Source organism: Noviherbaspirillum sp. FW303-A3, assembly GCF_058788695.1.
Genome location: NZ_JBYTAZ010000001.1, coordinates 4,264,694 through 4,291,432 on the forward strand (window position 1 = coordinate 4,264,694; position 26,739 = coordinate 4,291,432).

General features: G+C 63.1%; 25 protein-coding genes and 2 riboswitches. Of the genes, 14 read left to right on the forward strand and 11 right to left on the reverse strand.

Annotated features, from left to right (window positions below; genetic code table 11):
- Nucleotides 1–32 precede the first annotated feature (32 nt).
- The 3 genes from AC3WOY_RS20485 to AC3WOY_RS20495 form a co-directional block, all read right to left on the reverse strand.
- Nucleotides 33–1,862 carry a chemotaxis protein CheA gene (locus AC3WOY_RS20485; protein WP_492427113.1) on the reverse strand — a complete coding sequence of 610 codons (1,830 nt, stop codon included), beginning with the start codon at nucleotides 1,860–1,862 and terminating at the stop codon, nucleotides 33–35.
- Nucleotides 1,862–2,644, reverse strand: a complete 783-nt coding sequence (locus AC3WOY_RS20490; RefSeq protein WP_492427115.1) for a protein phosphatase CheZ — start codon at nucleotides 2,642–2,644, stop codon at nucleotides 1,862–1,864. The genes AC3WOY_RS20485 and AC3WOY_RS20490 overlap by 1 nt, the downstream gene beginning before the upstream one ends.
- Nucleotides 2,645–2,828: 184 nt before the next feature.
- Nucleotides 2,829–3,680 carry an alpha/beta hydrolase gene (locus AC3WOY_RS20495; RefSeq protein WP_492427117.1) on the reverse strand — a complete coding sequence of 284 codons (852 nt, stop codon included), beginning with the start codon at nucleotides 3,678–3,680 and terminating at the stop codon, nucleotides 2,829–2,831.
- A gap of 112 nt (nucleotides 3,681–3,792) precedes the next feature.
- A riboswitch (cobalamin riboswitch) is annotated at nucleotides 3,793–4,014 on the forward strand.
- Nucleotides 4,015–4,368: 354 nt separating this feature from the next.
- Between AC3WOY_RS20495 and cobT the strand changes: the two genes are divergently transcribed.
- The 13 genes from cobT to AC3WOY_RS20560 all read left to right on the forward strand — a co-directional run bounded on the left by cobT (nucleotide 4,369) and on the right by AC3WOY_RS20560 (nucleotide 17,144).
- On the forward strand, nucleotides 4,369–5,403 hold the full coding sequence (gene cobT / locus AC3WOY_RS20500; RefSeq protein WP_492427119.1) for a nicotinate-nucleotide--dimethylbenzimidazole phosphoribosyltransferase: 1,035 nt from the start codon (nucleotides 4,369–4,371) through the stop codon (nucleotides 5,401–5,403).
- Nucleotides 5,404–5,407: 4 nt separating this feature from the next.
- The gene (locus AC3WOY_RS20505; protein WP_492427121.1) at nucleotides 5,408–6,208 is read left to right on the forward strand and encodes an adenosylcobinamide-GDP ribazoletransferase; all 801 of its coding nucleotides are present in this window, start codon (nucleotides 5,408–5,410) and stop codon (nucleotides 6,206–6,208) included.
- Nucleotides 6,208–6,780 carry a histidine phosphatase family protein gene (locus AC3WOY_RS20510; RefSeq protein ID WP_492427123.1) on the forward strand — a complete coding sequence of 191 codons (573 nt, stop codon included), beginning with the start codon at nucleotides 6,208–6,210 and terminating at the stop codon, nucleotides 6,778–6,780. The genes AC3WOY_RS20505 and AC3WOY_RS20510 overlap by 1 nt, the downstream gene beginning before the upstream one ends.
- Nucleotides 6,781–6,811: 31 nt before the next feature.
- Nucleotides 6,812–7,053, forward strand: a riboswitch (cobalamin riboswitch).
- Nucleotides 7,054–7,187: 134 nt separating this feature from the next.
- Nucleotides 7,188–9,041, forward strand: a complete 1,854-nt coding sequence (locus AC3WOY_RS20515; protein WP_492427125.1) for a TonB-dependent receptor domain-containing protein — start codon at nucleotides 7,188–7,190, stop codon at nucleotides 9,039–9,041.
- A gap of 34 nt (nucleotides 9,042–9,075) precedes the next feature.
- A complete protein-coding gene (locus AC3WOY_RS20520; RefSeq protein WP_492427127.1) occupies nucleotides 9,076–10,095 on the forward strand; it encodes a FecCD family ABC transporter permease in 1,020 nt (339 codons plus the stop codon).
- Between the two features lie 3 nt (nucleotides 10,096–10,098).
- Nucleotides 10,099–10,875 (forward strand): ABC transporter ATP-binding protein, encoded by a 777-nt coding sequence (locus AC3WOY_RS20525; protein WP_492427129.1) that lies wholly within the window; start codon nucleotides 10,099–10,101, stop codon nucleotides 10,873–10,875.
- The gene (gene cobO, locus AC3WOY_RS20530; RefSeq protein WP_492427131.1) at nucleotides 10,868–11,473 is read left to right on the forward strand and encodes a cob(I)yrinic acid a,c-diamide adenosyltransferase; all 606 of its coding nucleotides are present in this window, start codon (nucleotides 10,868–10,870) and stop codon (nucleotides 11,471–11,473) included. The genes AC3WOY_RS20525 and cobO overlap by 8 nt, the downstream gene beginning before the upstream one ends.
- Nucleotides 11,474–11,483: 10 nt before the next feature.
- Nucleotides 11,484–12,041 (forward strand): bifunctional adenosylcobinamide kinase/adenosylcobinamide-phosphate guanylyltransferase, encoded by a 558-nt coding sequence (gene cobU, locus AC3WOY_RS20535; protein ID WP_492427133.1) that lies wholly within the window; start codon nucleotides 11,484–11,486, stop codon nucleotides 12,039–12,041.
- Entirely contained in the window at nucleotides 12,035–12,991 is a 957-nt protein-coding gene (gene cbiB / locus AC3WOY_RS20540) for an adenosylcobinamide-phosphate synthase CbiB (protein WP_492427135.1), read from the forward strand. The genes cobU and cbiB overlap by 7 nt, the downstream gene beginning before the upstream one ends.
- Entirely contained in the window at nucleotides 12,984–13,985 is a 1,002-nt protein-coding gene (gene cobD / locus AC3WOY_RS20545; protein WP_492427137.1) for a threonine-phosphate decarboxylase CobD, read from the forward strand. Before cbiB ends, cobD begins: the two co-directional genes overlap by 8 nt.
- Nucleotides 13,982–14,866, forward strand: a complete 885-nt coding sequence (locus AC3WOY_RS20550; protein ID WP_492427139.1) for a cobalamin-binding protein — start codon at nucleotides 13,982–13,984, stop codon at nucleotides 14,864–14,866. Before cobD ends, AC3WOY_RS20550 begins: the two co-directional genes overlap by 4 nt.
- Nucleotides 14,863–15,657 (forward strand): cobalamin-binding protein, encoded by a 795-nt coding sequence (locus AC3WOY_RS20555; protein ID WP_492427141.1) that lies wholly within the window; start codon nucleotides 14,863–14,865, stop codon nucleotides 15,655–15,657. Before AC3WOY_RS20550 ends, AC3WOY_RS20555 begins: the two co-directional genes overlap by 4 nt.
- On the forward strand, nucleotides 15,654–17,144 hold the full coding sequence (locus tag AC3WOY_RS20560; RefSeq protein WP_492427143.1) for a cobyric acid synthase: 1,491 nt from the start codon (nucleotides 15,654–15,656) through the stop codon (nucleotides 17,142–17,144). The genes AC3WOY_RS20555 and AC3WOY_RS20560 overlap by 4 nt, the downstream gene beginning before the upstream one ends.
- A 94-nt stretch (nucleotides 17,145–17,238) precedes the next feature.
- On the opposite strand, the gene AC3WOY_RS20565 is transcribed toward AC3WOY_RS20560, so the two are convergent.
- From AC3WOY_RS20565 to AC3WOY_RS20585, 5 genes are all read right to left on the reverse strand, one after another.
- Entirely contained in the window at nucleotides 17,239–17,469 is a 231-nt protein-coding gene (locus AC3WOY_RS20565) for a hypothetical protein (protein WP_492427145.1), read from the reverse strand.
- Nucleotides 17,470–17,514: 45 nt separating this feature from the next.
- Complete coding sequence (locus AC3WOY_RS20570) at nucleotides 17,515–18,714, reverse strand: ATP-binding protein (protein ID WP_492427147.1); 1,200 nt, start codon at nucleotides 18,712–18,714, stop codon at nucleotides 17,515–17,517.
- Between the two features lie 210 nt (nucleotides 18,715–18,924).
- On the reverse strand, nucleotides 18,925–21,753 hold the full coding sequence (locus AC3WOY_RS20575; RefSeq protein ID WP_492427149.1) for an ATP-binding protein: 2,829 nt from the start codon (nucleotides 21,751–21,753) through the stop codon (nucleotides 18,925–18,927).
- Between the two features lie 7 nt (nucleotides 21,754–21,760).
- Nucleotides 21,761–22,432, reverse strand: a complete 672-nt coding sequence (locus AC3WOY_RS20580; protein ID WP_492427151.1) for a hypothetical protein — start codon at nucleotides 22,430–22,432, stop codon at nucleotides 21,761–21,763.
- Nucleotides 22,429–23,748: a hypothetical protein gene (locus AC3WOY_RS20585; RefSeq protein ID WP_492427153.1), complete on the reverse strand. Its 1,320-nt coding sequence runs from the start codon at nucleotides 23,746–23,748 to the stop codon at nucleotides 22,429–22,431. Before AC3WOY_RS20585 ends, AC3WOY_RS20580 begins: the two co-directional genes overlap by 4 nt.
- 117 nt (nucleotides 23,749–23,865) lie before the next feature.
- Between AC3WOY_RS20585 and AC3WOY_RS20590 the strand changes: the two genes are divergently transcribed.
- Nucleotides 23,866–24,480, forward strand: a complete 615-nt coding sequence (locus AC3WOY_RS20590; protein ID WP_492427155.1) for a nucleotide-binding protein — start codon at nucleotides 23,866–23,868, stop codon at nucleotides 24,478–24,480.
- Nucleotides 24,481–24,482: 2 nt separating this feature from the next.
- Here the strand turns inward: AC3WOY_RS20590 and AC3WOY_RS20595 are convergent, their stop codons facing one another.
- The 3 genes from AC3WOY_RS20595 to panC all read right to left on the reverse strand — a co-directional run bounded on the left by AC3WOY_RS20595 (nucleotide 24,483) and on the right by panC (nucleotide 26,735).
- Complete coding sequence (locus tag AC3WOY_RS20595; RefSeq protein ID WP_492427157.1) at nucleotides 24,483–24,836, reverse strand: hypothetical protein; 354 nt, start codon at nucleotides 24,834–24,836, stop codon at nucleotides 24,483–24,485.
- A 175-nt stretch (nucleotides 24,837–25,011) separates the two neighbouring features.
- Nucleotides 25,012–25,893, reverse strand: coding sequence for a cobalamin-binding protein (locus AC3WOY_RS20600; RefSeq protein WP_492427159.1), 882 nt, complete (start codon nucleotides 25,891–25,893; stop codon nucleotides 25,012–25,014).
- 2 nt (nucleotides 25,894–25,895) lie between these two features.
- Nucleotides 25,896–26,735: a pantoate--beta-alanine ligase gene (gene panC / locus AC3WOY_RS20605; RefSeq protein WP_492427161.1), complete on the reverse strand. Its 840-nt coding sequence runs from the start codon at nucleotides 26,733–26,735 to the stop codon at nucleotides 25,896–25,898.
- Between the last annotated feature and the right edge of the window lie 4 nt (nucleotides 26,736–26,739).

Sequence of the window (26,739 nt, forward strand, 5' to 3'; positions counted from 1 at the left end):
ATCCCGGATGCGAAGGCATCCGGGATTTTTTGTCAGGCGGCGAGGAGCGACGTAGTCGTCGTCTTGCAGCCGTCGAGCAGGAAGGCGAGACTGATCACCAGCACCAGTTCGCCTTCGGCGGAGCGGGCGGTGCCGTTGACGCCGGGAACGGACAGGGCGGTCAGCGGCTTGATCACCAGGTCGGCCGTGCCGTCGACGGCCTCCACCGCGACGATGTACGGCTGCGGGGCAGCGACCACGATACCGACCTTTTCCTTCGTGGGTTCATACCCGAGGATGCCGCCCAGGGAGCGCACGGCAAGCGGCCTGCCCTGGTCGCGCAGGACGGGGGAGCCTCCGACCGACTCGAACTCTTCCGGCAATTCCACCACGCGCTCCACAACGGCCATCGGCAGGGCCAACGCTGCGCCGGCGGTGCGCACCAGCATCGTCGGCACGATCGACAGTTCGATCGGCAGGCGGATGGTGAACACCGTGCCTTTGCCCATGTCGGATTCGATGCGGATCGCGCCGCGGTGCTTTTCGACCGCGGTCTTTACCACGTCCATGCCGACGCCGCGGCCCGATACGCTGGAAGCCACTTCCTTGGTCGAAAAACCGGGCAGGAAGATCAGCTGCAGCGCCTCTTCCTTGCTCTGTGCAGCGTTTTCGCTGATCAGGCCCTTGGCAATCGCCTTGCTGCGCAGCTTGTTCGGATCCATGCCCTTGCCATCGTCGGATACCAGGATCATGACGCTGCTGCCTTCCTGCCATGCCTTGAGCAGGATGTTCGACTTGGCGGGCTTGTCGGTGCTCGCGCGCTCTTCCGGCGTTTCGATGCCGTGGTCGAGCGAGTTGCGCAGCATGTGCACCAGCGGATCGTACAGGCTGTCGACGACCACGCGGTCCACTTCGGTTTCCGCACCTTCGATGATCAGGTCGACGTCCTTGCCGAGGTCTCTTGCCAGTTCGCGTACCAGGCGGGGAAATTTCTGGAACAGGCGGCCGACAGGCTGCATGCGGGTGGACAGGGTCGCGCGCTGGAGTTCGGTGGAGTAGCGCGATGCGCGGCTCAGCGTTTCCTGCAGCGTCGACATCAGTGCGGCAGCCTGTCCTTCGAACTTGAATTGCGCGAGCTTTTCGAGAAGTACCGCGGCCTGGTTGGCGGCCTGTACGGATTCGCCGGCGACTTCGAGCAGTGCGTCCAGCTTGACCGCATCGATACGGATGGTGTCTTCCTTGACCTGCGTCGGAACCGCGCGCGCGCCTTCATCAGCGGCCGGCTTGGCGATCGGCGTGACGCTGGCCGGTGCGGCAGGCGCTGCCTGAGCCGCAGGTGCCGCCTCGGCGGGCCTGTCGGGAAGCGTGCCCGCCGGTACCACGGCGCGGTAGAGCGCTTCCCAGTCCAGGCCGTCGGCCCCGACGGTGCTTTCGGCGGCAGCGGGAGCAGGTGCGGCCTCGGCTTTGGCGGGCGCCGCCGGCGCGACAGGCGCTGCAGCATTGCCTTCGATCGCCTGGGCCACCAGCGCCTCCAGCGAGGCGGGCATTGCCTGCAGGCTGTCGGGGGCTGCGCCGTTGGCCAGCTGCTTCAACTGGTCGCCGACAAAACCGCTTGCCTGCAGGCCGGCTTCGATCGCAGCCGGCGTGACAGGCACCTTGCCGGTGCGCAGTGCGTCGAACAGGTTTTCGGTCAGGTGGCAGGCCGACACGATCGCCGGCAGGTTCATGAAGCCTGCGCCACCCTTGATGGTGTGGAAGGACCGGAACAGCGCGTTGAGCGTGTCGCTGTCGTTCGGGTAACGCTCCAGAGAGAGCAGGTGCTCTTCCACGTTCGTCGCCAGGTCGAGCGCCTCAACGACGAATTCCTTGAGCATGTCGTCCATCAGAACCCCAGGTCGGCAAGCAGGCTGTCCACGTCGTCCTGTGCCATGGCGGCTCCCGGCGCGGACGGACCCTGCATCAGTTCAACGGGCTTGTTTTCGGCGATCGCCGCCTTGATTTCCGGCGGAGCGTTATCGCGCAGGAGCTGCGCGAGTTCGTTCTCCACGCGGTTGGTGATATTGACGATTTTCTTGATCAGCTGGCCGGTGATGTCCTGGAAATCCTGGGCCATCATGATGTCCAGCAGGCGGGCTTTCTCCGCCTCGGTCGCTTCCATGACGACGGCGGCAAACTGCTTCGAGTCGCCTGCCAGCGTCTTGAACTCGTCGATGCTGAGCTTGCCGTCGAACAGTTGCGCCCAGCGGTTTTCCATTTCGTGCGCCTTCTTGCCCAGGGTTTCCTGTTCGGGCATGCAGGTATCGACCGCGTTGAGCACCTTGTTGGCCGCCTGTTCCGTCAGGCTGGCGACATGGTTCAGGCGGCCCTGCGCATCGCTGATCTGGCTGGCGACGTCGGACAGCGAGCGGTCATAGCCGAGTTCGCGCAGGGAGTCGTGCAGCATACGGACGATGCCGCCGAGGCGTTCGTACATCGGCTTGCCGGACTGGTCCACGAATTCGGCGTCGCCGGCCGCTTCACCTTCGCCGGATTCCGCGACAGCAACGGATTCAGCCTCGGCCTGGCTTGCGGCCGGTTGGGCGGCAGGAGCGGCGACTGTTTCGGCGCGGTGAGCTGCTACTTCTTCAAACAGTGCTTCGAGATCGTCGTCTGCTGCGTCGGTCATGGTGATGCTTTCCTGTGAGTGGTGTCGGCTTTTGTCTTACAAATGCGCAAAATCGGACAGGCAAGCCCGGGCAGGGGTGTCCTGTCATGGCCTCGATTATCAGTCACGGTTTTCTTGCGCGCAACTTGGACATCATAATGCCATGCGCGATACGGTCAAAGTGCGGTTTTCCGAAGTGTTGCACTTAGGCGGTGGCGTCAACCAATTTAACCGTTTCCTGGTGCAGCGCATGCCCGGGCGTGCCGAAGGCGTCGCAAATCGTCAGGTGGTTCGCGTCCGGTAGTGCAACATCGATAACATGCTTCGGCTTCCATGCGTCCGCAATCAGCCCCGTCTGGCGGCGGAATTCTTCCGATTCCTGTCCGCCGAATGCGGTGATGAACGGCGCCGGGTGCGACTGCGGCATGCGATACGGCGACAACGGGGCAATATCCTCCTCGCCGAGCTTCAGGTCGACGTTGACGAAGTCAGCATGGCGCACCGGTTCCAGGTCGTAGACGCCGGAAAGGAGGACGCCGCCTTTCACCAGGTCCGACGGGAGGTCGGCGCCGAAGACCGGCCATATCGCGGACATCATCATGGCTGCCAGGTGGGCGCCGGCAGAATGACCGGCAACCACGATGCGCTTCGGATCGAAATCGTATTTTTCCGCGTTGCGATACAGCCAGGCGAGCGCGCGCAGTTGCTGCAGGACGATCTCCGCAATCGATGCTTCGGGCGCCAGGGTGTAATTCGTCATCGCGACGTTGATCCCGGCGCGGGTATAGGCAGGGGCGATGAACGAGAAGTCGGACTTGTCCAGCGAGCGCCACCATCCGCCATGGATGAAGACCAGCAGCGGTGCATCGCTGCGGTAGGTCGGGAAGAAGTCCAGCCTTTCGCCGCCCGCTTCGCCGTAAGCCAGGTCGAACAGCGCGGCATGCGTGCGCCGAGCCTGGGCGGAATCCTTCAGCCAGCGGGTGAAGATATACGGATGATCCGGGATCATGGCGCGTGCGTTGTATTGCTGGCTATAGTATTCGGCCTTGTTTTTCATGGTTGGTGACTTGTTCTGCTGGAAAGGAGGTTGCACAGTTTACTTGCAGCTGGCCGCTCAGGAAACATTTGCCGTAGGACTTTTGCCGAATTGACTCGGTCATGCCGCGAGCATACACTTTCCGCGTTCTGGTGCCCGCGCGCATTTCCATGCGCGCAGTTAAACGGGAAACACGGGGCCTTCTGCAGGCTAACGTGTGCTGCCCCCGCAACGGTAAGCAAGCGTCGCCCCTGTGCGGCGGCCGGTCACTCCACGCCACTGTGTATTAGAGGGTGCTATGAACTAGGAAAGGGGGCGCGCAGCCCCGAGAGCCGGCCGAATGCTAGGCGCGGCGACGCGTCGTAGCGGTGCTACGGCAAGGAGCCGCAACACCGCATTCGGCCGGTTCTCGGGACTGCCCTTCGGGTTCGGTCGAGAAGGGACGCATTGCGGTGTTGCGACGCTTGCTCAGACGCCAAGTCTGAGCAAGCGTCGCGCCTAGCACTGCATCCCTTCTCGACCGAACGCGCCCCCTTTCCTAGTTCATAGCACCCTCTATGCATGGGAAGGCCGACCGGTCCGACTTGCCAGCCCGGATACCGGCCGGAATGGTTCCCTGCTGCTTCGCCAGCCGGGAGCGGCGTCACCGCGGACGGGGTTTGCCGCGGCCCCAATCACTTTTCCTGGCCACGCACGCCGTGGCACGACCATGCATATTCCTCATATCGAGACTACGGCCGATCCGGCGCTGTCCTCGGCGCTCGACGCCGCCATCAATAACAAGACCAAGCCGCTGGGCAGCCTCGGCATGCTCGAACAGCTCGCGAAACAAGTCGGGCTCATCCAGCGCACCGCCGAGCCGCGCATCGAAAGCCCCGCCATCCTGGTATTCGCCGGCGACCACGGCATCGTGGCGGAAAACGTATCCCCGTATCCGCAAAGCGTCACCTGGCAGATGGTGGAAAATTTCCTTGCGGAGGGGGCGGCGATCAACGTCTTCGCACGCCAGAACGGCTGTGCGCTGCATGTGATCGACGCCGGGGTCAACCACGACTTCGGTTTTCGTGACGGATTGATCGACAGGAAGGTGGCCAACGGGACGCGCAATTTCCGCGTCGAACCGGCCATGACCGCGGACCAGTGTGCGATGGCGCTGCGCCATGGCCATGCCTTGGCGGCGACACTGCAGGGCAATGTCGTGGGCTTCGGCGAAATGGGCATCGGGAATACAAGCGCGGCAGCCGCCTTGATGCACAAGCTGACCGGCGTGCCCGTCGCCGGATGCGTCGGCGCCGGCGCCGGGCTTTCGCAGGACGGCGTCGAACACAAGCGGCGTGTCATCGAGCAGGCAGTGGCGCGGTATGCCGTCGTCAACGAGCCGATGGATATCCTTGCCACGTTCGGCGGCTTTGAAATCGCGATGATGGCGGGCGCCATGCTGGGCGCAGCGGAACGCCGCATGGTACTGATGATCGACGGCTTCATCGTGACCAGCGCCTTGCTGGTTGCCGCGCGCCTGCAACCCGCGATCCTCGACTATTGCGTGTTTTCGCATTGTTCCGACGAACGCGGCCACCGGCACATGCTGGAGCATTTCGGCGTCCGTCCGCTGCTCCAGCTCGGGCTGCGCCTCGGCGAAGGCAGCGGATGCGCGCTGGCGATACCGCTGCTCCATGCCGCGGTCAACTTCCTGCGCGAAATGGCGACCTTCGAGTCCGCGCAGGTCAGTTCGGCGGACAAGTAAGGCGATGCAATCGTCCACGCCAGCCGTCGGGCGCGCCGTTCACCAGGTGCGCCTGTTCTTTATTGCGCTGCAGTTTTTCACGCGCCTGCCGATCCCGCGCTGGGTCGGGTTCGAGGCGGACTGGCTGCATCAGGCGAGCCGCTATTTTCCGGCGGTAGGCGTAGTGGTGGGTGTGGTCGCATCTGCGATGTACGCGCTGGCGCAGATGGTGTGGCCGCCGGTGGTTGCAGTCCTGGTGTCCATGGCGGCCGGCATCTATCTCACCGGCGCATTTCACGAGGACGGCTTTGCCGACACCTGCGATGGCTTGGGCGGCGGCGTCACGAAACAGCGCGTCCTCGAAATCATGACCGATTCGCGCATCGGTGCATACGGTGCGATCGGCATCGGCCTGCTGCTTGCGGTCAAATGCGTAACCTTGTCAGGATTGCCGGCGAAGGCCGCCATTGCGTCGCTGCTGCTTGCGCATCCGCTCTCCCGCCTTGCATCGACGGTGCTGATCTGGAAGCTGGATTACGTCAAGCAGGAAGGGAAATCCAAGCCGCTGGCACAGCGCATGTCCAATGCCGAATTCGCCGTCGCCGTGGTGACGGTCCTCGCAGTATTGATGCTGGTCGTGTCGACCGGATTTCTTTCCTGGCGCGCTCTTGTCGCAGGTACGGCCGCGGCTGCATTGTCGGCATGGTGGCTGGCGCGCAAATGCGTTCGGCGCTTGGGCGGTTACACCGGCGATTGCCTCGGAGCGATCCAGCAGTTGAGCGAAGTCGCGTTCTATCTCGGCGTGCTCGCCGTCGCGGCAAGGTAATGCGCCTCTACCTTATCAGGCACGCGCGGCCGGTCGTGCAAGAAGGCATCTGTTACGGCAGCACCGATTTGCCGGTCGAGGAAGAGCATCAGAATCTAGTGCTGGCGCAACTCGTTCCTGCTTTGCCCGCAGGTGCAGGCGTCTTTTCCAGTCCCTTGAAACGTTGCCGTCACCTTGCATCAAGACTTGCGCTTGGCCGCGGCGAACCTGTATTCGATGCGCGCCTCGCTGAAATGCATTTCGGGGCGTGGGAAATGCAGGCCTGGAATGACATTCCTCGAACCGAGGTCGATGCATGGGCAGCCGACCTGACGCATTATCGACCCGGCGGCGGAGAATGCCTGCTCGATGTGGCGAGGCGTGTGCGCGCATTCCATGACGAACTGTGCGTACAGCGGGCAAATGCCGCAATTGTTGTCGCTCACGCCGGCACGATACGCCTGCTGCATGCCGCTACACAATGCAACTCGCCGGAAGAGATGGTGACCCTTGCCGCCCGCATTCCGAACCGCATCGCCTATGGCGAATTGACTGCAGTCGATTGCCAAATAAATAACAATCACGGCAAGTGACTCTTTTTCTTGTCGGTCTGTATTGCAAGCCTTAAAATGTGCAGGTTTTGGTGCCCGCGCGCATGTTCATGCGCGCAGTTAAACGGGAAACACGAGGCTTGCCAGCAAGCTAACGTGTGCTGCCCCCGCAACGGTAAACAAGCGTCACCCGGAATGCCTCGTCAGCGCATTCCTCATTGACAAGCGTCCTTCAAAGCCACTGTGCAGCCTGCATGGGAAGGTCGGCCGCTTCGCCTTGTCAGCCCGGATACCGGCCAGAACAGGTGGAAGTGTGCGGACGGGGATCTTCGCGATGCGAGCGGCATGCCTTGCGGCGTGTTTCGTTTCCTGATCGACAAACCTGTCCGGACTTCTGTTCATCCAGCCTGCGGGGAAGCGGGCTGGTTGTCTTTCTCTGGAACCTTGTCATGACATCACCCGTTCTTCTGCGCGCAGGCAAACCGCTTGCGATGGCTGTCGCCGTTTCCGCGGCATTTTCCGTTTCCTCCTACGCGCAGGAAAAGAAACTCGATTCCGTCGTCGTCACCGCGACACGTTCTCCCCAGATCGCCAGGGAAGTCCTGGCCGACAACGTTGTCATTACCGCTGAGGAAATCGCCAAGTCGGGCGGCACCTCTATCGCCGATGTGCTGCAGCGCCAGCGCGGCATCGAGATCTCCCGCAACGGCGGGCCGGGCACCCAGTCGTCCGTGTTTATTCGCGGGACCGACAACAAGCAGAACATTGTGCTGATTGACGGCGTACGCGTCGGTTCAGCCACCAGCGGCGGCGCGAGCTGGAATGCGATTCCCTTGTCCCAGATCGACCGCGTGGAAATCGTTTACGGCCCGTTGAGCACCATGTACGGCGCCGATGCCGTTGGCGGCGTGATCCAGATTTTCACGAAGCAGGGTGACGGCGCGCCGGCACCGAGTGCCTCTGTCGGCGCAGGCACCTACGGCACGCGCAGCGCCGAAGCAGGCGTGTCCGGTTCCAGCGAAGGTTTCCGCTACGCGATCCGCGCGGCCCATGAGCGTTCCGACGGCTTCTCGGCGACCAAGCCGGGGAATTTTTCTTTCAATAGGGATCGTGACGGCCATCGTAGCAGCAGCGCGAGCGGACAGTTCAGCTATGCGCTTGCGCAAGGTCATGAAGTCGGAGCCACTTTCCTGCGTAACCTGCTCAAGACGCAATTCGATTCCGGTCCGAGGATGGACGACCGCTCGCGTTATGAAGTGGCGACCTATAGTGTCTTTGCAAAGAACAAAATCCTTCCCAACTGGGACAGCCATGTGCAGCTTTCGCAGTCGAACGACTACAGCTCCAGCGTCGCGTCCTTTGGCAATCCGGTGTACGACACGACCCAGAAGAGCATCAGCTGGCAGAACAACTTCGCCATCGGCAAGACGGATGTGATCCAGGTCATCGCCGAACATCGCAACGAAGAGGTTGACTCAAGCGAGTCTGCCCTGACCCGTGAACGTACGACGAACTCGATCGCCGCCGCATACCAGATGCGGCGCGGCGCGCATCTTGGTGCAGTCAGCCTGCGCAACGATGACAATTCGCAGTTCGGTTCACGGACGACTGGCAGCCTGTCCTACGGCTATCGCATTACAAGTGCACTGCGGGTCAATGCAAGCGCAGGCACCAGCTTCCGCGCGCCGACCTTCAATGAATTGTATTTTCCGGGATTCGGGTTTGCCAACAACCGTCCGGAGAAAGGGCGCAATGCGGAAGTCGGCGTCTATTACGAAGACGGCAAGGCGCAATACAGCGCGGTTTATTACCGCAACCGACTCACCGACCTGCTCGTAAATACGCCTGTTTGTCCGGTGGAAGCCGCCACGCATCCCTTCGGTTGCGCATATAACGTCAACAAGGCGCTGTTGGAAGGCCTGTCGTTCGGCGCCAGTCGCAGCATGGGCAACTTTACCGTTCGTACCTCGCTCGACCTGCAGGATCCCAAGGACGAAACGACGGGTCGCCAGCTTGCGCGCCGCGCGAAAAAGCACGGCACGCTGGCAGTGGATTACAAGTCCGGACCGTTGGTTTCCGGCGGCGAACTTGTCTTTTCCGGCGATCGTTTCGATGACGCGAACAACCGCAATCGCATGGGCGGCTACGGTTTGCTTAACCTCTACGCGGGATACGACCTTTCGAAGGACTGGAACCTGTTTGCACGCTGGAACAATGTGCTCGACAAGACCTATGAGCTGACCCGCCTCTACAACACCGCCGGCTCCAACGTCTTCGTCGGCCTGCGCTACGCGATGAAGTAAGAAAGGCAAGGACACCGTGCATACCGAGGCCATCATGCTGCCTGCATTCCGCGAACGCCGCCGCGCCATCACGATCCTGACCGTGCTGGTCGTGGCAGCCGTTGGCAGTATCCTGCTGGCATGCGGCGTCGGTTCGGTGTCCCTGTCCGTGACGGAACTGTTCGCGGCGCTGGGCGAGGTTGCCGGTGGCAATCCGTCCACGCTTGCCGCGACCTTGCTTGAATTGCGGCTCGGGCGCGCGCTGTCGGCCTTCGTGACCGGCGCCACACTCGCGCTGGCCGGCGTGATGATGCAGGCCCTGCTGCGCAATCCGCTGGCGGACCCCTACGTGCTGGGCGTGTCCGGCGGCGCATCGGTCGGCGCATTGACGGCGATGCTCTTCTTCTCCGCCGCGTGGCTGGTAGACGTTGCCGCGTTTGCCGGTGCGATCGCAGTAGCCTTCCTGCTCTTTGCCCTGGCGTGGCGGGACTTGCGCGGCAGTGCCGGCGAGGGCAGTGCGCCCATGCTGCTGCTGACCGGCGTTATCGTCGCGTCAGGTTGCGGCGCCCTGGTGACGCTCATGCTGTCGATTGCGCCGGACAACCGCCTGCGCGGCATGGTGTTCTGGCTGATCGGCGATCTTTCGGCCACGCAGGCGCGCTGGCTGCCCTGGGCCGTTTGGCTTGCCGCGCTCGTTTTCGCGGTGCGCGTTGCGCGCGCAATCAATGTCATGGCCTTGCATGCGGAAGCCGCGATGACGCTCGGCATCCGGGTCACGCGGCTGCGCCAGGGTCTGTTCCTTTTTTCCGCGCTGCTGACGGCAAGCGCGGTCAGCACGGCCGGCAGCATCGGCTTCGTCGGATTGATCGTGCCGCACGCATGCCGCTTCGCGTGGGGGCCGGATCACCGTTTGCTGCTTCCGGCGGCAACGCTGGCAGGAGGAACTTTCCTCGTGCTGGCCGACACGCTGGCGCGTACCGTGGTCGCGCCACAGCAGTTGCCGGTCGGCGTCATCACCGCCCTGATCGGCGTGCCGGTGTTCCTCCTTCAACTGCACCAGATCCACAGGAAATAAGCCATGCAGACGCTCAACCTGGGATTGCGTGCCGGTGACCGGGAACTTGTCGCGGCGCTGGACTGGACTGTGGACGCAGGGCAGTGCTGGTGCGTGATCGGCCGCAACGGCGCCGGCAAGAGCACCTTGCTGCGCACCCTGGCCGGTTTACGTTCGCCAGACGCAGGCAGCGTCCACATGGAAGGACGCGCCCTCGGCGACTGGGACCTGCCTGCGCTTGCGCGTGAGCGTGCCTATCTGGCGCAGGGAAGGAACGACGCGTTCGGCTACCGTGCCATCGATACGGTCCTGGCCGCGCGCCATCCCTATCAGGATGACCGCTACTGGGATGCGGAAACCGACTATCGCATTGCCCATGCCGCGCTGCGCGCGCTCGACGTCGGCCACCTGGCCGAACGCGACGTGCGCACGCTTTCCGGCGGCGAGCGCCAGCGCGTCGCCATTGCCGCGGTGCTGTCGCAGGAAACCCCGCTGCTGCTGCTCGACGAGCCGGCCAGCGCGCTCGACCTTGCGCACCAGGTCGGTGTGATGGAATTGCTGGCGAGGCTGTGCCGGTCCGAAGGCAAGACTGTCGTGCTCGTCAGCCATGACCTCAACCTGTCGCACAGCGTGTCCACGCACGCGCTCCTGCTGATGGGCGACGGCGACTGGCTGGCCGGCCCGGTGGCCGAGGTCATGACCGCGCCGGTGCTGAGCCGCTGCCTCGGCTACCCCATCGAAGCCGTGCAGCACGGGCGGCGCACCATTTTCATCCCCGCGGAAGAGGGAAACAATGACTGAAGACATCAACGAGCGCCATCGCGCGCGCATGCAGCGCAAGAAGGACGTGGTCGACCGCAAGATCGAATCCGCGTCGCGCAATGCCGGCGTATTGCTGGTCAACACCGGGAACGGCAAGGGCAAGAGTTCAAGCGCCTTCGGGATGGCCATACGCGCCCTCGGCCATGGGATGAAGGTGGGCGTGGTCCAGTTCATCAAGGGGGCCAAGTCAACCGGCGAGGAACTTTTCCTGCAGCGTTTTCCGGATGAAGTGAGCTTCCACGCGATGGGCGAGGGCTACACCTGGGAAACGCAGGACAGGGAACGCGACATCGCCTGCGCCGAACGCGCGTGGGAGCGTGCGAAGGAATTCCTGACCGACCCGGGCATCGGTTTCGTGGTGCTCGACGAGCTGAACATTGCGCTGAAATATCGTTACCTCGACGTCAATCGTGTGGTCGAGGATTTGCGCGCCCGGCCGCCGATGCAGCATGTCGTGGTGACCGGACGCGCCGCGCCGCCCGAATTGATCGCCGCTGCCGATACCGTTACGGAAATGCAACCGGTCAAGCATGCATTCGCCGCCGGCATCGCTGCGCAGCCCGGCGTCGAATGGTAACGCGCGCACCATGACACGGACCTTTGTCTTCGGCGGCGCGCGCTCGGGCAAGAGCGGATATGCGGAAAGCCTATGCGCATCGAGCGGAAAGCCGGTGGTGTACGTCGCCACCGCGCAGGCCGGGGACGCGGAAATGCAGGCGCGCATCGCGCACCATCGCGTGCGCCGGGATGCCGGATGGAAGACCGTCGAAGAGCCTCTCGCGCTCGGGGCCATCCTGCGCGACATGTCGGTGCCCGGCAATGTCGTCATGGTGGACTGCCTGACGGTGTGGCTGTCCAACCTGCTGTTCTGCGAGGACAGGATCTATCCCGAGGTCGGCCACATCGATCCGCCGGAAAGGTATGCCCATGAGCGCGAAGCATTCCTTTCCGCGATCGAACAGGCGCGCGGCGACCTGGTGATCGTGTCCAACGAGGTCGGCATGGGCATCGTGCCGCAGGGGGCAATCTCGCGCTGGTTCGTCGACGAGGCGGGCCGGCTGAACCAGGCGGTGGCCGCCCGCTGCGAACATGCGATATGGGTGGCCGCAGGATTGCCGCTCGTCCTGAAGGGGCAGGCATGCTGACGGGACTGGACCTGTCGGTGGTGGCGCTTCTCATGGCTGCGGGCATTGCGCTCGACTGGATGCTCGGCGAACCGCGCAGATGGCACCCGCTGGTCGGCTTCGGCACATTCGCCAGTGCGATCGAGCAGCGCCTGAACAGGGGTGATTGCCGACGATGGCGCGGCGTGCTTGCCTGGATGATCGTTGTCCTTCCTTTGGCCGGTATTTCGGCATGGGCCGTCGTTGCGGCATCCGGTCTGCACGTGACGGCAGGCTTTGCCGTCCATGCCTTGCTGCTGTACTTCTGCATCGGCCTGCGCAGCCTGCGCGACCATATGCTCCCCATTGCCCGTGCGCTCGAAGCGGGCGATCTTGTCGAGGCGCGCGCGCTGACCTCCCGCATCGTCAGCCGTGACACGCGCCGATCGGGTGAACCGGAGCTGGCCAAGGCGGCGGTCGAATCCCTCCTGGAAAACGGCAACGACGCCGTCTTCGGCACGCTGTTCTGGTTTGTCGTCGCCGGCGGTCCGGGGGCCCTGCTTTTCCGGCTGGCCAATACGCTGGATGCCATGTGGGGCTATCGCAATGACCGTTTCCACGCTTTCGGCTGGATGGCCGCGCGTACCGACGACGTGCTGAACTGGATTCCCGCAAGGCTTACTGCATTGTCTTACGCCATCCTCGGCGACACGCGCTGTGCATGGAAGTGCTGGCGCACGCAGGCGCCATCATGGAGCAGTCCCAATGCCGGACCGGTGATGTCGGCCGGCGCGGGAGCCTTGCGGCTTGCGCTTGGCGGCGCAGCGGAATATGACGGCGAAATCGAACAGCGCCCCTTGCTTGGCGCAGGACGCCCGGCCGCGGCGCCGGACATCCCCCGCGCATGGGCACTGGTGGCAAGAACCTGTATCGTCTGGCTGGCCGTGCTTGCCGCCGCCGGCTATCTCATTGAAAGGATCGGCCATGCTTGAGCACGGCGGAAAACTCCGCGAAGCGGCACGGCAATACGGACGGCCGGTGGAAGAATGGCTCGACCTGTCGACCGGCCTCAACCCGGTGCCGTATCCGGCGCCTGCCCTTCCTGCCAAGGCATGGCATCGCCTGCCCGAGGATGACCCTGCACTGGTCGCCGCGGCACAGGCCTGCTACGGCGCCCCGCGCATGCTTGCCGTTGCCGGCACGCAGGAAGCGATCCAGGCGCTGCCTCGCGTGCGTCCGCGTTCGCGCGTTGTCGTATCCGCGCCGTCCTACGCGGAACACGCGTACTGCTGGCGGCAAGCAGGCCACACCGTCCGCGAAGTGCCTTTCCACCTGCTGGCGCAGAACGTGGACGAAGCCGAGGTCATGGTCGTCTGCAATCCCAACAATCCGACAGGCGAAACCGTCGGGCCGGAAGTCCTGCTCGGATGGGCGGAAAATCTCGTGGCGCGCGGCGGATGCCTGGTGGTGGACGAAGCCTTCGGAGATGTCATGCCGCAACTCAGCGTTGCGCAATGGTCGGACCGGCCGGGGCTGGTGGTCCTGCGTTCCATCGGCAAGTTCTTCGGGCTGGCGGGATTGCGGCTGGGATTCGTCGCCGCGGAGCAGGCTGTACTGGATCGGATCGCCGAATGGATCGGACCATGGTCGGTGAGCACGCCGGCGCAAATGATAGGGCGGGCGGCCCTTGAAGACAGGGCGTGGCAGGAAAATGCGCTTGTCCGCTTGCAGCAGGACGGCGCGCGCTTGCAGGGCATGCTTGCCGAGGCCGGCATCCATGCCGCCGGGACCGCGCTTTACCGCTGGTGGCCCGAACCGCAGGCGGAAGCCTTCCATGCCCACATGGCCGGGCACGGCATCTGGGTTCGACTGTTTCCGGACAAGGGAAGGGGCATCCGCCTTGGCTTGGCTCCGGACGAATGTGGCTGGCAGCGCTTGCGGGAAGCACTCTGCGCTTGGGCATCATTGCAAGGGGATGTGCGATGAAGCGACTCCTGCTGACGATTGCATGCGCCATGGCCGCGCACGCTCACGCCGCCATTACCGTCACCGACGATGACGGCCAGGCTGTCACCTTGCAACAGCCGGCACGCCGTGTCGTCTCGCTCGCACCGCATGTGACGGAAATGCTGTTTTCCGCCGGCGGAGGCGACCGCATTGTCGGCACGGTGAAGTTCAGCGATTATCCTCCCGCGGCACGCGACATTCCGCGCGTCGGCGACAACCGGCAGGTCGATGTCGAACGGTTGCTGGCGCTCAAGCCCGATCTGCTCGTCGTTTGGCGGCACAATGCCTCGTCGCGGCAGATGGACCAGTTGCGCAGGCTGGGGATTCCCCTGTACTACAGCGAACCGCACAAGCTGGAAGATATTCCCGAGGCGATCCTGAAGCTGGGACAACTCATGGGCACCACGCAGCAGGCGCAGCAAACGGCGTCGCAGCTTCGTGCGCAGATCGACAGCCTGATTGCCCGCTACCGGAACCGCCCCCCAGTGCGCGTGTTCTACCAGGTCTGGGCCAAGCCCCTGTACACCCTGAACGAGCGCCACATCATCAGCGATGCCATCCGCGTTTGCGGCGGCGAAAATATCTTCGGCAAGCTGACACTGGTCGCACCAAGCCTCAGCCCCGAGGCGGTGCTGCAGGAAAATCCGGAAGTGATCGTCAGCGGCGACCGGAGCGACCAGACGACCAGCGGCGTCGAATTCTGGAAGCAGTACCCGTCCATGCTCGCCGTCCGCCGGGGCAATCTCTTCGCGCTCGAAGCAGATCTCTTCAACCGTTCCGGGCCGCGCATCATTGCGGGTGCCGCCCAACTCTGCGAAAAGCTCGACCAGGCAAGAACCCGAAGGGGAGAACGACAGTGAATTACCAGCGCATTGTCTGCCTCAGCACCGAGGCGGTCGAAACACTCTACGCCCTTGGCGCCGAGGATACGATCGCCGGCATTTCCGGCTTCACCACCCGACCGGCGCGGGCGCGCACGGAGAAGCCGAAGGTCAGCGGCTTCTCGTCCTCGCGCATCGAGCGCATCCTTGCGGTGCAACCCGACCTGGTGATCGGTTTTTCGGACATGCAGGCCGGCATCTGCCGCGACCTCGCCGGTGCCGGCGTTGAAGTCCATCTGTTCAATCAGCGCGATGTGGCAGGCATTTTCCGCATGGTCCATGCGCTTGCCGCGCTTGTCGGAAAACAGGAGGCGGGGCAGGCGCTGGTGGCCGATCTGCAGGCGCAAATCGACGCAGTGCGCGCGCAGGCAGCACAATGGACCGTCCGTCCGAAGGTCTACTTCGAGGAATGGAACGACCCGCCGATCAGCGGCATCGGCTGGGTATCCGAACTCATCGGCATCGCCGGCGGGGATGATGCTTTCCCTGAACTGGCCGCCCATTCGAGCGCAAAGGCGCGCATCATTGCCGACCCGTTCGACGTCGTCCGTCGCGCACCGGACATCATCATCGGATCATGGTGCGGCAAGAAATTCCGTCCCGAAACCGTCGTGGAAAGGCCGGGCTGGAACGCCATCCCGGCAGTCAGGGAGGGCATGGTCGCGGAAGTGAAATCCGCCGATATCCTTTCTCCCGGACCCGGTGCGATCACCGAGGGCCTGCAGCAGATCGCCGCGCTGGTGCGCCAATGGCAGGAGCGGCGCGCATGACGTTTCCCTATTCGACGCTGATGATCCAGGGCACGACCTCGGACGCCGGCAAGAGCACGGTGGTCGCCGCCCTGTGCCGCCTGCTCGCGCGCGAGGGCGTGCGCGTGGTTCCGTTCAAGCCGCAGAACATGGCCCTGAACAGCGCGGTCACGAGCGACGGCGGCGAGATCGGCCGTGCGCAGGCGCTGCAGGCGCTGGCGGCCGGCCTGGAGCCGCACACCGACATGAATCCGGTGCTGCTCAAGCCATCGAGCGACACCGGCGCGCAAGTCATCGTCCACGGCAAGGTGCGCGCCGACATGAACGCGCGCGACTATCACCAGTACAAGACCGTCGCGATGCAGGCGGTGCTGGCGTCCTACGACAGGCTGAAGAATGCCTACGACGCCGTCATCGTGGAGGGCGCGGGCAGTCCGGCGGAAATCAACCTGCGCGAGCGCGACATCGCCAACATGGGATTTGCCGAAGCGGTGGATTGCCCGGTGATCCTCGTGGCCGACATTGACCGGGGCGGCGTCTTCGCGCATATCGTCGGCACGCTTGCCTGCCTGTCCGAGAGCGAACGCGCGCGCATCGCCGGCTTCGTCATCAACCGCTTCCGCGGCGACATCAGCCTGCTGGAACCCGGGCTGGAGTGGCTCGAACAGCAGACCGGCAAGCCGGTGCTCGCCGTCCTGCCTTACCTGCACGGCCTCTTCCTCGACGCCGAGGATGCCATCCAGCCGGCCCAGGTGGACAAGGGGACATTCCGCATCGTCGTGCCTGTCCTGCCGCGCATCAGCAACCATACCGATTTCGATGCGCTGCGCGCGCAACCGGGCGTGGATTTGCATTTTGTCGGTCCCGGCCAGGCAATTCCTCCCGCCGACCTCATCGTCCTTCCGGGCAGCAAGAACACCCGCGCCGACCTTGCCTGGCTGCGCGAGAATGGCTGGCCGGAAGCCTTGCGCAAGCATTTGCGTTACGGCGGAAAGGTGATCGGAATCTGCGGCGGCTACCAGATGCTTGGGATGACCGTGGCGGATCCGTCAGGCGTCGAGGGGGCTCCTGGCACTTCTGCCGGCCTGGGACTGCTCGACATCGATACGGTGCTGGCGACGGAGAAAACCTTGTCGCGCGTCAGCGGAAGGTGCGCCTTTGCCGATGCACCCGTCGCCGGTTACGAGATTCACATGGGGATTTCGCAAGGAAGCGCGATGGAGCGGCCGGCATTCCTCATAGGTGACATACCTGAAGGCGGACGCTCGGCGGACGGTCAGGTGCTGGGAACTTACCTGCATGGATTGTTTGACTTACCGGAGACGCTGGGTGCATTGTTGCGCTGGGCAGGCATGACCGAGGTCGAGCCTGTGAATCTTGCCCACTTGCGCGAGCAGAGCCTGGATCGCATTGCGGATGCGGCGGCGCCGTTGTTGTCGGCGTTGATGTCAAAGATTAGCAATAAACGAAACCAGTCAGCAACTTGTGCGACTTACGTAGGTTATTGAATTTAAACATGATGCCGTCAATTTTACGGTCGCTTAATTTATAACTCTCCCACATTTCGACGTACAGCTCTATCGACTGTTTTCATTGGGTAGGCTAATGAGTCGGAATCTCGACAATATCGACGATATGGACGCCAAGCTTTTCAAGCTGCCATACCGTCTTGTCGTTAATGTCGCGCGTGGTATCCGGTATAAGAAACGGCTGAAACAGTGCATCTCTTAATTGTTGGGCGGCATGTTCGCGTGACGGTTTCTCTCCAGACTCGCATTGGATTGATGCGGTCGCACCGCCGTTCTGTGTATATTGAATTTCCCAAATTTTCACTATTTTTCCTCTTGTTTTGCATAGCATGTTTATCCGGGCAATTCATCAAGCGTCGACTCGAAACCACTCATTGCCCGGCATAATGCGTTTCATGAATTCATCAAATAGCGGAACAGTAAATGCTGTGTCGCCATGGGTAGGGCTCCATATCATGCCCTTTCCGATCAGACTGCTGCGTGTAGGGCCAAGGGATGAGCTCTCCCGGTTCAGTTGCGCGGCAATATCTCCCGACCTGTGCGGCCCAGGGCCGAGTTCAGCCATAGCACGAAGGTATTTCTTTTCGGCTAGCGTGAGGCGGTCGAAACGCACTCTAAAAAAACTTTCGTCCAGCGCGGCCACGGCCTCCGTAGATGCTGCGTCTACGTCTGAACGCTTGATCGGACTGTCGGGGGCAATATCCCAAGCATGTTTGCCCCACTCTTGCAAGAAGTAAGGGTAACCTTTTGTATAGCTGACAATCAATTCGACCGCATCCTTTTCCACTTCCACCCCCTCATCTTGTGCAGGCTTGACGATCGCATTGGCCGCGTCGTCTGCATTGAGTGGGCCGATTTCTGGAAAGTCGAACAGACGCTCGGCATATGATTTCGCCTCGCCCATCCGCCCGCGTAACTGCGGCAAGCCGGCTCCCACTACAAGCATCGGCAACTGAAGCTGGGAACATCGGTGCAAGGCGGAAATTAGCGCAGCCATTTGCGGCTCCGGGACATACTGCAGTTCGTCTATAAAAATCGCTACTAAGGTGTCCGCCGCCTTCGCCGCTTTGCCTACCTGTTCAAGCAACATCGTAAGATCGCCCTCAAGGTCGCCATTGTCTGCTAGACCTGCTTCGGGTTCATAGTCGATGCCGACCTCAATATCATTAAAAGTAACTTTCATCTTGCCGACAAAACCTGCTAATGCCCTTAGCCCACGAATTGCCAGCTCCTTTGCCTTTTCTGTCCGACTCAGTTTGAGCAAGCCTAGGCGTAGCTGCGGTGCAAGCATTGCCGGCAATGAGCGCCCCTCGGGTGCCTCAATACGGATTGTTACGACACCGCTGGCCTCGGCATCCTTCATCATCTGATCAAGCAATACAGTCTTTCCTACCCCCCTAAGACCAACAAGCATCATGCTTTTGGCCGGTTTGCCCCGGCGGAGACGTTCGATGCATAACGTCATCTTCTCGCGTACCGCATCGCGTCCGGCCAATTCCGGTGGCGGGCTGCCCGCGCCTGGGGCGTAAGGATTCAGGATGGGATCCATATGTATCTTCTTTAGCAAATTTATGGTTTAAAGATAAATTACCTAAAATCGTTAGGGGCGTCAAGTTGAACAGTGGCTTATAAAGATTGCCTTCTATCCTAAAAGGCTCATATTGTCATTTGGAAATGCTCCCTTGCAACAAAGCAAACATCTCCTGCAAAGTGTCCTGTTGGACTTCCGTAAGTTGGCGCTTGTTGCGTGACTCCGCACTCATGCTGCCTTTTCCACGGGCCTGCTGCGCCGCTGCAGCACGAAGATCGGTTGCGCCCAGTGCGTGTCCTTGCGCTTCTTGCTGGTGATCAGCGTCAGCTCCGACGGATCGTAGACGTCCGTGTTGTGCGTCAACGGCGTGGTCATCAGGTACTGCGCGTCCGTATTTTTCAGGAACTCGCCAACCAGCTGGATGTTGCGGATATCGAGGTGTGCAAACGGCTCGTCGATGAACACGAAGCCGCCCGAGCCCTCGTCGGACTTCAGCAGGCCGATCAGCAGGATCAGCGATTTCATTACCTGCTGGCCGCCCGACGCCTCGCCGTCGTTCATCCCGATCGGGCCCTTGCCGTCGAACTTGAAGCGCACGTGCAGTCCGGCCTGGGCGAGTTGCACGTCGTCGTTTTCCAGGCGCACCGGATCGGTGTGGACTTCGATATTGGCCAGTTCACCCAGCGCCTTGATGTTGCGGCTGTAAGTCTTGATCGTGTAACGCAGACGCTCGATGTAGGCGCCGCGTGCGTTGTCGGTGGCCTCGATCGCGCGGTTGTTCTGGTATCGGCGCTCGCCGGTTTCCTGCTGGCGGGCCTGCAGCATGGCCTGCAGGCGCGCATGCTGGTCGACGACAGTGGCGTCGGTTTCCCAGTCGTCGCGCGCAAGATCCTCGTTGAGATGGTTGAGTCGCAGTTGCACCTGGTGCGCATTATCGTGTTCCTGCACCAGCGCCTCGCGCCGTGCAAGACGGCGCCAGCGCGCGGGGAGGTGGCGCCATGTTTTCCGGAGAGCGGCCAGGCCCTGCGCGTGGGACGAACGTTCCTCGCCGTTGCGTTTCTGCGCGACGCGCAGGTGCGATTCGCTGTCAGCCAGCGACTTCTTGGCGGCCTGCCACGCATCGTCGGCGCGGGAACGCGCCACGGCCGCTTCGGTAATCAATGGGGAGAGCTCGCCGAGGCGTCCGCCGACCTCCTTTCGCTCGGCCTTCAGCGGCTGCGCGCAACGCTCGGCTTCCTCGAATTCCGCCTGCCGGGCGACGAGTTCCTTCGCGGCATCCACGCCGGCGAGACGCGCCTTGAGCGCGCTGACTTCGCCGGCCAGCTTGCTGATCTTCAGCGTCAACTGGTCTTCTTCCGCTTCCAGTTTCGGAAGCGACTTCCGCAATGCTTCCAGGCGCTGCGCCCGTCCGGCTTGGCCGAAGCGGTAGCGTGCCTGTTCGACGAACAACGAGCGTCCGCCGCGCCGTTCGCGGTGATACGCCTCCGGCGTGATCCATTCTTCGGACGCTGACAGCCGCATGCCGTCCTCGACCGAATCGACGCGTGCAATGCGCGAGAGCTGGTCGATCAGCCACGACGGCGCGGGTGCGGAAAAACGTACCACCGACAACAGGCTGCGGTCGCGCACTTCGGGGGCGGCGATGCGTTCCGGCACGATGAAATGTCCGTAACGTTCCTTCTCGCCGAGGCGGTAGGCGGCAGCCGCATCGCGGGCGTTTTCCAGCAGGACGACAGAGGCATAGCTGCGCAGCACGCCTTCCACCGCGCCTTGCCAGCGCGGGTCGGTGACTTCGACGATGTCCGGCAGCATCGCATGGTCGATGCCGGCTTCACGCAATGCGCGCCGCATCGCGCGGACGTTTTCAGGTTCGGGCAGGGCGGCCTTGCCTTCCAGCGCCGCAATGGCCGCGCGGTCCGTCTCGATCCGAGCCGTGATGTCGCGCCGCGCCTGGCGCAGTTGCAGGAGCTCGGACTCTTTCTGTTCCGCTTTCCCGGCGATGTCGGCCATATCCTCGCCGGACTCCGCAGCCCGCTTCTGCAGTTCGGCCTTGCGTTCCAGCAGGCTTTCCTGCGGCTTGAGGCGCGTGTTGATCTGCTTCAACCGTTCCTGCAGCGCCGACTGCTCCTTCTCGAGCGCATTTGCCTGTTCGTGCGCGGCGCTCAACGCCTGCATGCGCTCGGCGACGTCAGCGCGCTTCGACGACAGTTGCGCGTCCTGCGCCGCCAGCGATTTTTTCGCATCGAGCAGGGCCTGGCTTTCACGGGCGGCCTTCTCGCGCACCTCGTGGTACTGCAGCGTCGGCAGGATCTCTTCCTGCAGGTCGCGCTTTTCCTTGTTCAGGCCTTCCCAGCGATGATAGTTCGCCATGCGCAGGCGCAGCTTCTCGACGTTGGTTTCCGATGCCGCAAGCTCCGCTTCGAAGCGTTGCAGCTCGGCTTCGGTTTCGCGCTGGTGGTGTCGCGCCTCTTCGTAGGCGTCCAGCACTTCCTTGTCGCCGAATACCTGGAACACCAGGTCGAGCAACTGACGGGGGGCGTATTCGCACAGCTTGTCGGTTTCACCCTGTTCCAGCGCAAGCACCTTGGCCATTGCCGGCGACAGGCCGGCGTTGGCGAGGCGCTTGCGGTAGGTCTCCAGGCCGAGCCAGTCCGTTGCATCCTGCACGGCTTCGATCTCCACGGCGCCGCCGCGCATCAGGTACTGGCGCTTCCAGTCGCCGCCGTTCTTCTGGATCTGGCAGAACAGCGTGACCTCGTCTTCGCTGAAGAAACCGGAGCTGCGGAACGGCCGGTTCGAGATCTGCCGGCCGACGGCGCGGTTGTCCACCACGGCGCGCAGCCACGAGACCTGCTGTCCCGCGTGGCGGGCGTAGTGCTTGTATGAGCGCCCCATGGAGCAGTCGAGTCCGAACAGCGTGCGCAAGGCGTCCAGCAGGGTGGTCTTGCCGGAGCCGTTCTGCCCGGCGATGGTGATGATCTTGGCATCCAGCGGAATGTTCTTGATGCGCTGCCAGTAGTCCCAGTGGACCAGTTCGAGGGATTTGATGTGAAACATGCGGGTACTAGACGGTATGCAGAGTGTGCAGGGTGGTCGGCGCGGCGGCGTCTTCTGGCGCGCGGCGGAAGATGTCGGACAGCGCGCCGTTGACGATGCGGTCCTTGAGCATGTCGGTATCCATCATCAGGTCCAGCAGCGGACCTTCGAGGATCATGTCGCCCTTCATCTCGACGAAGCCGAGCTTGGCGAGCTGCCCGAGGTTCATGCTCATGCGGGTCTTCTTGCCAAGCTTGTCGCCGAAGTCCGCGAGCAGGGCCTTGAAGGAAATGCCGGTGGAGGCGTCCTCCGCGCGCGGCATCGGCTTCTCCTTGCCGAACATGTCGTCCTGGTCGGTTTCGGCATTCTGGTGCGCTTCCTGCCGCTCGCGCTTGGGCAGGACGATCAGCGCCCACAGCACGACCAGCAGCGCCACGCCGTCGCGCGCGAGGCCGAAATTGTTGTTCTGCCACGCATCGCGCGCGCCGAAGATCTTGGGTTCGACGTCGCGCACCAGCGCCAGCGCGACATGGTCGGCATAGACGTTATCGAGCAGCTTCAGGCCGCAGGCGGCCAGGCGGCTGTCGAGATCGGCGCGAAACAGTTCGTCCGACAGGGCGCGCTTGACCTGCTTGTCCTCGCGTCGCAGCGTCTGATTGGCCAGCAGGCGTGCAATCAGGATTTGTGCATCATCGTTCATTCTGGGGAAACCGTTTGCTTCTCTGTTTTTGGGGAAAGGGTGGCTTTCGACATGGCGGCAACCTGCGGGTCGTCGAGCTTCATCATGTGGTCGCCAGGCGTGAATTCGAGCGGCAGGCGCGCCATGGTCGCTGTGCCGCCCTGCAGTGCGGCCTCGCTTTCGTCGCCTAGCAGCGGCAGCAGCGATGCGCGATAGGACGCGACCGCGAAGCTCGCCGGCAGCAAGGTATCCTGGACCGGCGCGGCAGCATCGGGCGCGAACGCCGCCAGCCGGTTCAGCCAGGCATCGAGTTCGGCCGGCATCGACGCGGCATCGGTTTGCTCCACGCGCACGTCCTCGCCGGCAGGCAGCGTCGACTCGGCGGGGGCAGCGCGCTCGGTAATCAGTTCCGCTTCGGCGACGTCAACCATTTCGGACGGCGTGATGAAGATCGGCGTGACAGGAATGGAGACGGCGCCATCGGCGAGGGCGGCGAGGTCTTCCTGCCGCATCAGCCAGGTCTTGATGTCCGTCGTGGACAGTCCGGACTGGCCGAGGTGCACACGCTGCCGTTCGATCTGGTTGAGGGCGCGCGAGAACATGCCCTGCATGTTCAGCAGCTTGCCCTGCGCGCGGCCGATCGCCTGCGCCGCGCGATGGGTCGCATCGTCTGCCCGCGGATCGTTGGTGATCGCATGGATGATCTGCGAACCCTTCTCGACCCAGTCGCAGGCCGTGTGCCATTTCGCTTGCGCAGCGCGCAGCCTGAATTCCGATCCGGAAGCGATGGCGTCGCTGAACTCCTCGGTCAGGTCGACCAGCCGGCCCAGCAGGTGCTGGAGCTGCTCGACGCCGACGCCGCCCACGGCCTGCGCGCCGGCCACCTGCGACAGCAGGAAGCCCATTTCCGCATCGTCATCGCCTTGTCCGAGCGCCATCAGGTTATCGATGGCGGCCATCACGTTGCGGGCGGCCGGCGAGACGCGGTAAACGCCCTGTGCAGCGTCCCAGGACAGCAATTGGTGCGAGCGCAGCCGCGCCAGCACCGTCTCCAGCTTGTCCGGGTCAAGGTAGCCGAGCCGCGCATTGATGTCAGCGCGCGTCAGTGCCGATGAACCGGTGTCGGCGGCCAGTTCGCCCAGCACCAGGAGACGGAGCAGCACGCCGTCGAATCCGCCGTGGAACAGCGCGGTGAACGCCTGCAGCAGCGATTGCGCGCGCTTGAGGCGGAACACCTGTTCGATATCGTCGGGAGCAATGCCGGGCTTGAAGTGCGCCTGTAGCGGTTCCTGAATGTCGTCGGAATCGGCCAAGGCTTCGGTCGAGGAAATTTGCATGGCGGTATTTTAGAGCGGATTTCCCCCGAAAATCGCTCATGCTATGCTTGCCGGCAATGTTGCGTTCGTACTACGATCAAGCACGATATAAACCATGCAACTTTCCGGAGGATAGACATGCCTGTGATCGTCATCGCCAACCCGAAGGGGGGCGTCGGCAAGAGCACCATTGCAACCAACCTGGCTGGCTATTTTGCCAAGCAGGGGCACAAGGTCATGCTGGGCGACGCCGACGTACAGCAGTCGTCACGCGCATGGCTTTCACTTCGAGCTGGCAGCCTGCCGCCGATCGCCGCGTGGGAAATCGCCAACGGACATGTTGCAAAACCGCCCAAGGGCACGACCCATATCGTGCTCGACACGCCCGCCGGATTGTCCGGCAGCCGGCTGGAGGAAGTCCTGCGGATCGCCGACAAGGTGGTCGTCCCGCTCCAGGCATCGATGTTCGATATCCTCGCCACCCAGGAATTCCTTGCCAGGCTGGCATCCGGCCATCACGGCAAGGCCGACGTGGGCGTGCTCGGCATGCGCGTCAACGTGCGCACTCGCGCCGCCGACCAGCTTGCCCACTATGTCAGCAATATCGGATTGCCCGTGCTCGGTTACCTGCGCGACACCCAGAACTACGTGCAGCTCGCGGCCCACGGCGCCACCGTCTGGGACGTCGCTCCGTCACGGGTAGAGAAGGACCTGGAACAGTGGACCGACCTCGTGAAGTGGGTCCAGCACTGAACTCAGCGTTGCACGCACACCGGCTGCCGCCGGTCATCCAGCAAGGGCGACAGCGACAGTTTCGCCCCGACGTATTCCACCACGTAGACGCAGCCGTACGGATCCTTCAGATAGGTGCCGTGCACAACCGGGCGCGCCGAGGAAACCTGCTGCCTGCGGGCCTCGGCAGGGGAAATGAAGGAATCCGAGGCAATGGCGGATGAAATGGGGCGGGCCAGGAGCATGCGTGCCGATTCGTAGGCCGGCGGATAGAACATCAGCGCCAGCATCACCGCGCAAAGGCCGCCGAGCGCGACAAGCATGCGCTTCCAGAGGGGACGCCGGGGGAGGTGATCTGCAGCCTTATCGTTCATCATGCCCAACCATTTCCATTGAATCAGTGGTGCGATGAAAACTGGCCGCGGCATGGCCGGGCGGCCGGCGTCGAACAACAATCCGCGCAGGGCGTGCGGCATGCCCGGCGAAGCCGACCGATTATAAGGATGGCTCAACCCCGGTCAATACCGTATTCGTGGGAGGGGGCGGCGTGGATCAGCGCACCGGATGCCGGGCGCGCACCGCATCCAGCTTGCGGCACAAGTCTTCCGTGCCGTCAAGGATGCGCGGCCCGGCGCGATTTAGGAGATTGCCGTCGACGGATACCAGGTTGCCGCGCGCGACCGCCTTGAGCCCGGTAAAACGGCGCCACGGCGAGAAGACATCGTCCTGCTCGCCGCTGCTGGCCACGATCGCTTCCGGATCGGCCTTGATCACGGCCTCCTCGGAGACCGTCGGCGCAAGCTGCGGCAGTTTGGCGAAGATGTTCTCGCCGCCGCACAGGCGCAGCGCGGACGACACCATGTGCGATCCATTCAGTGTCATCAGCGGCGAACGCCAGATCTGGTAGAAGACGGTGATCGGACGACGCGCCTGGTAGGTATCCTGCAATTTCTTCCTGCGTTGGCGGAAGGCCGATGCTGCTGCCTTTCCCTCGGCATCAGTCCCGGCAAGGCGGGCAAGGCGCTCAAGCGAATTGGCAATCGTGGCGAAATCGTAGGGTTCGCTCTTGTAGATCGGGATGCCCAGCGGTTCCAGCTTCGCCAGCTGGGTCGCGGCAATGCCGTTGTTCCAGCCGACGACGAGATCCGGCTTCAATTGGATGATGCGTTCCAGGTCCAGCGACACGCCGCTGCCGACAGACTGGATGCGTTTTGCTTCGGGGGGATAGTCGCTGAACTCGGTAGCGCCGACGATATAGGCGCCGGCACCGGCGGCGAAGAGCATTTCGGTTGCATGCGGGGCGAGGCTGACAATGCGGCGTGCCGGAGCGGGCAGGCTGACCGTCCGGCCGGCGTCGTCGGTCACGGCCACCGCAGCGCGGGCCGCACCCGGCAGCGCGAGTGCGAGTGCGCAGGCGGCTGCCAGTTGCCTCACGCTTAGATTTCGAGGTTGTCGATCAGGCGCGTGACGCCGAGCTTGGCGGCGGCCACCACGACCAGCGGCGCACCTTGCGCCAGGTCGCCGGCAGACGGCGGTTGCAGGTCGGAGCGCTTGCGCACCGAAATGTAGTCCGGCTTCCAGCCGCGCGCAGCCAGCTTGGCCATGGCGTGGCGCTCCAGTTCGAACATGTCGAGGTGGCCGGAACGCACTTCATTGGCGACTTCGTTGAGCAACTGGTAGAGCTGCGGCGCTTCGGCGCGTTCCGCTTCCGACAGGTAGCCGTTGCGCGAGGACAGCGCCAGGCCGTCTTCCGCGCGCCAGGTTTCGGCAGCGATGATCTCGGTCGGCAGCGCAAACTGCTTGGCCATGTTGCGCACGATCATCAACTGCTGGTAATCCTTCTTGCCGAATACGGCCACACGGGGTTGCACGCAGGAGAACAGCTTCAGCACCACGGTCGTCACGCCGGTAAAGAATCCGGGGCGGAATTCGCCTTCCAGGATGTTGCCGAGGTCGTCCGGCGGCCGCACGCGGTATTCCTGCGGCTCCGGATACATGTCCTTCTCGGTCGGTGCGAATAGCACGTACACGCCTTCCTTCTCCAGCTTCTCGATGTCGGCCTGGAAGGTGCGCGGATATTTGTCGAAATCCTCGTTCGGGCCGAACTGCAGGCGGTTGACGAAGATCGACGCAACCACCGGATCGCCGTGCTTGCGCGCCAGGCGCATCAGCGACAGGTGGCCTTCGTGCAGGTTGCCCATGGTGGGCACGAATGCCGTGCGCAGTTGCCCGCGCAGCTGGTCACGCAATTCGTCGATGGAAGAAATGATTTTCATGGAA

Coding starts and splice junctions, on each gene's coding strand:
- AC3WOY_RS20505 (WP_492427121.1), top strand. CDS start 5,408: ATGCAATCGTCCACGCCAGCCGTCGGGCGCGCCGTTCACCAGGTGCGC.
- AC3WOY_RS20550 (WP_492427139.1), top strand. CDS start 13,982: ATGAAGCGACTCCTGCTGACGATTGCATGCGCCATGGCCGCGCACGCT.
- AC3WOY_RS20490 (WP_492427115.1), bottom strand. CDS start 2,644: ATGACCGACGCAGCAGACGACGATCTCGAAGCACTGTTTGAAGAAGTA.
- AC3WOY_RS20595 (WP_492427157.1), bottom strand. CDS start 24,836: ATGATGAACGATAAGGCTGCAGATCACCTCCCCCGGCGTCCCCTCTGG.
- AC3WOY_RS20575 (WP_492427149.1), bottom strand. CDS start 21,753: ATGTTTCACATCAAATCCCTCGAACTGGTCCACTGGGACTACTGGCAG.
- cobU (WP_492427133.1), top strand. CDS start 11,484: ATGACACGGACCTTTGTCTTCGGCGGCGCGCGCTCGGGCAAGAGCGGA.
- cobD (WP_492427137.1), top strand. CDS start 12,984: ATGCTTGAGCACGGCGGAAAACTCCGCGAAGCGGCACGGCAATACGGA.
- AC3WOY_RS20585 (WP_492427153.1), bottom strand. CDS start 23,748: ATGCAAATTTCCTCGACCGAAGCCTTGGCCGATTCCGACGACATTCAG.
- AC3WOY_RS20525 (WP_492427129.1), top strand. CDS start 10,099: ATGCAGACGCTCAACCTGGGATTGCGTGCCGGTGACCGGGAACTTGTC.
- AC3WOY_RS20570 (WP_492427147.1), bottom strand. CDS start 18,714: ATGGATCCCATCCTGAATCCTTACGCCCCAGGCGCGGGCAGCCCGCCA.
- AC3WOY_RS20495 (WP_492427117.1), bottom strand. CDS start 3,680: ATGAAAAACAAGGCCGAATACTATAGCCAGCAATACAACGCACGCGCC.
- AC3WOY_RS20580 (WP_492427151.1), bottom strand. CDS start 22,432: ATGAACGATGATGCACAAATCCTGATTGCACGCCTGCTGGCCAATCAG.
- AC3WOY_RS20590 (WP_492427155.1), top strand. CDS start 23,866: ATGCCTGTGATCGTCATCGCCAACCCGAAGGGGGGCGTCGGCAAGAGC.
- AC3WOY_RS20485 (WP_492427113.1), bottom strand. CDS start 1,862: ATGGACGACATGCTCAAGGAATTCGTCGTTGAGGCGCTCGACCTGGCG.
- cobT (WP_492427119.1), top strand. CDS start 4,369: ATGCATATTCCTCATATCGAGACTACGGCCGATCCGGCGCTGTCCTCG.
- AC3WOY_RS20560 (WP_492427143.1), top strand. CDS start 15,654: ATGACGTTTCCCTATTCGACGCTGATGATCCAGGGCACGACCTCGGAC.
- cbiB (WP_492427135.1), top strand. CDS start 12,035: ATGCTGACGGGACTGGACCTGTCGGTGGTGGCGCTTCTCATGGCTGCG.
- cobO (WP_492427131.1), top strand. CDS start 10,868: ATGACTGAAGACATCAACGAGCGCCATCGCGCGCGCATGCAGCGCAAG.
- AC3WOY_RS20515 (WP_492427125.1), top strand. CDS start 7,188: ATGACATCACCCGTTCTTCTGCGCGCAGGCAAACCGCTTGCGATGGCT.
- panC (WP_492427161.1), bottom strand. CDS start 26,735: ATGAAAATCATTTCTTCCATCGACGAATTGCGTGACCAGCTGCGCGGG.
- AC3WOY_RS20510 (WP_492427123.1), top strand. CDS start 6,208: ATGCGCCTCTACCTTATCAGGCACGCGCGGCCGGTCGTGCAAGAAGGC.
- AC3WOY_RS20520 (WP_492427127.1), top strand. CDS start 9,076: ATGCTGCCTGCATTCCGCGAACGCCGCCGCGCCATCACGATCCTGACC.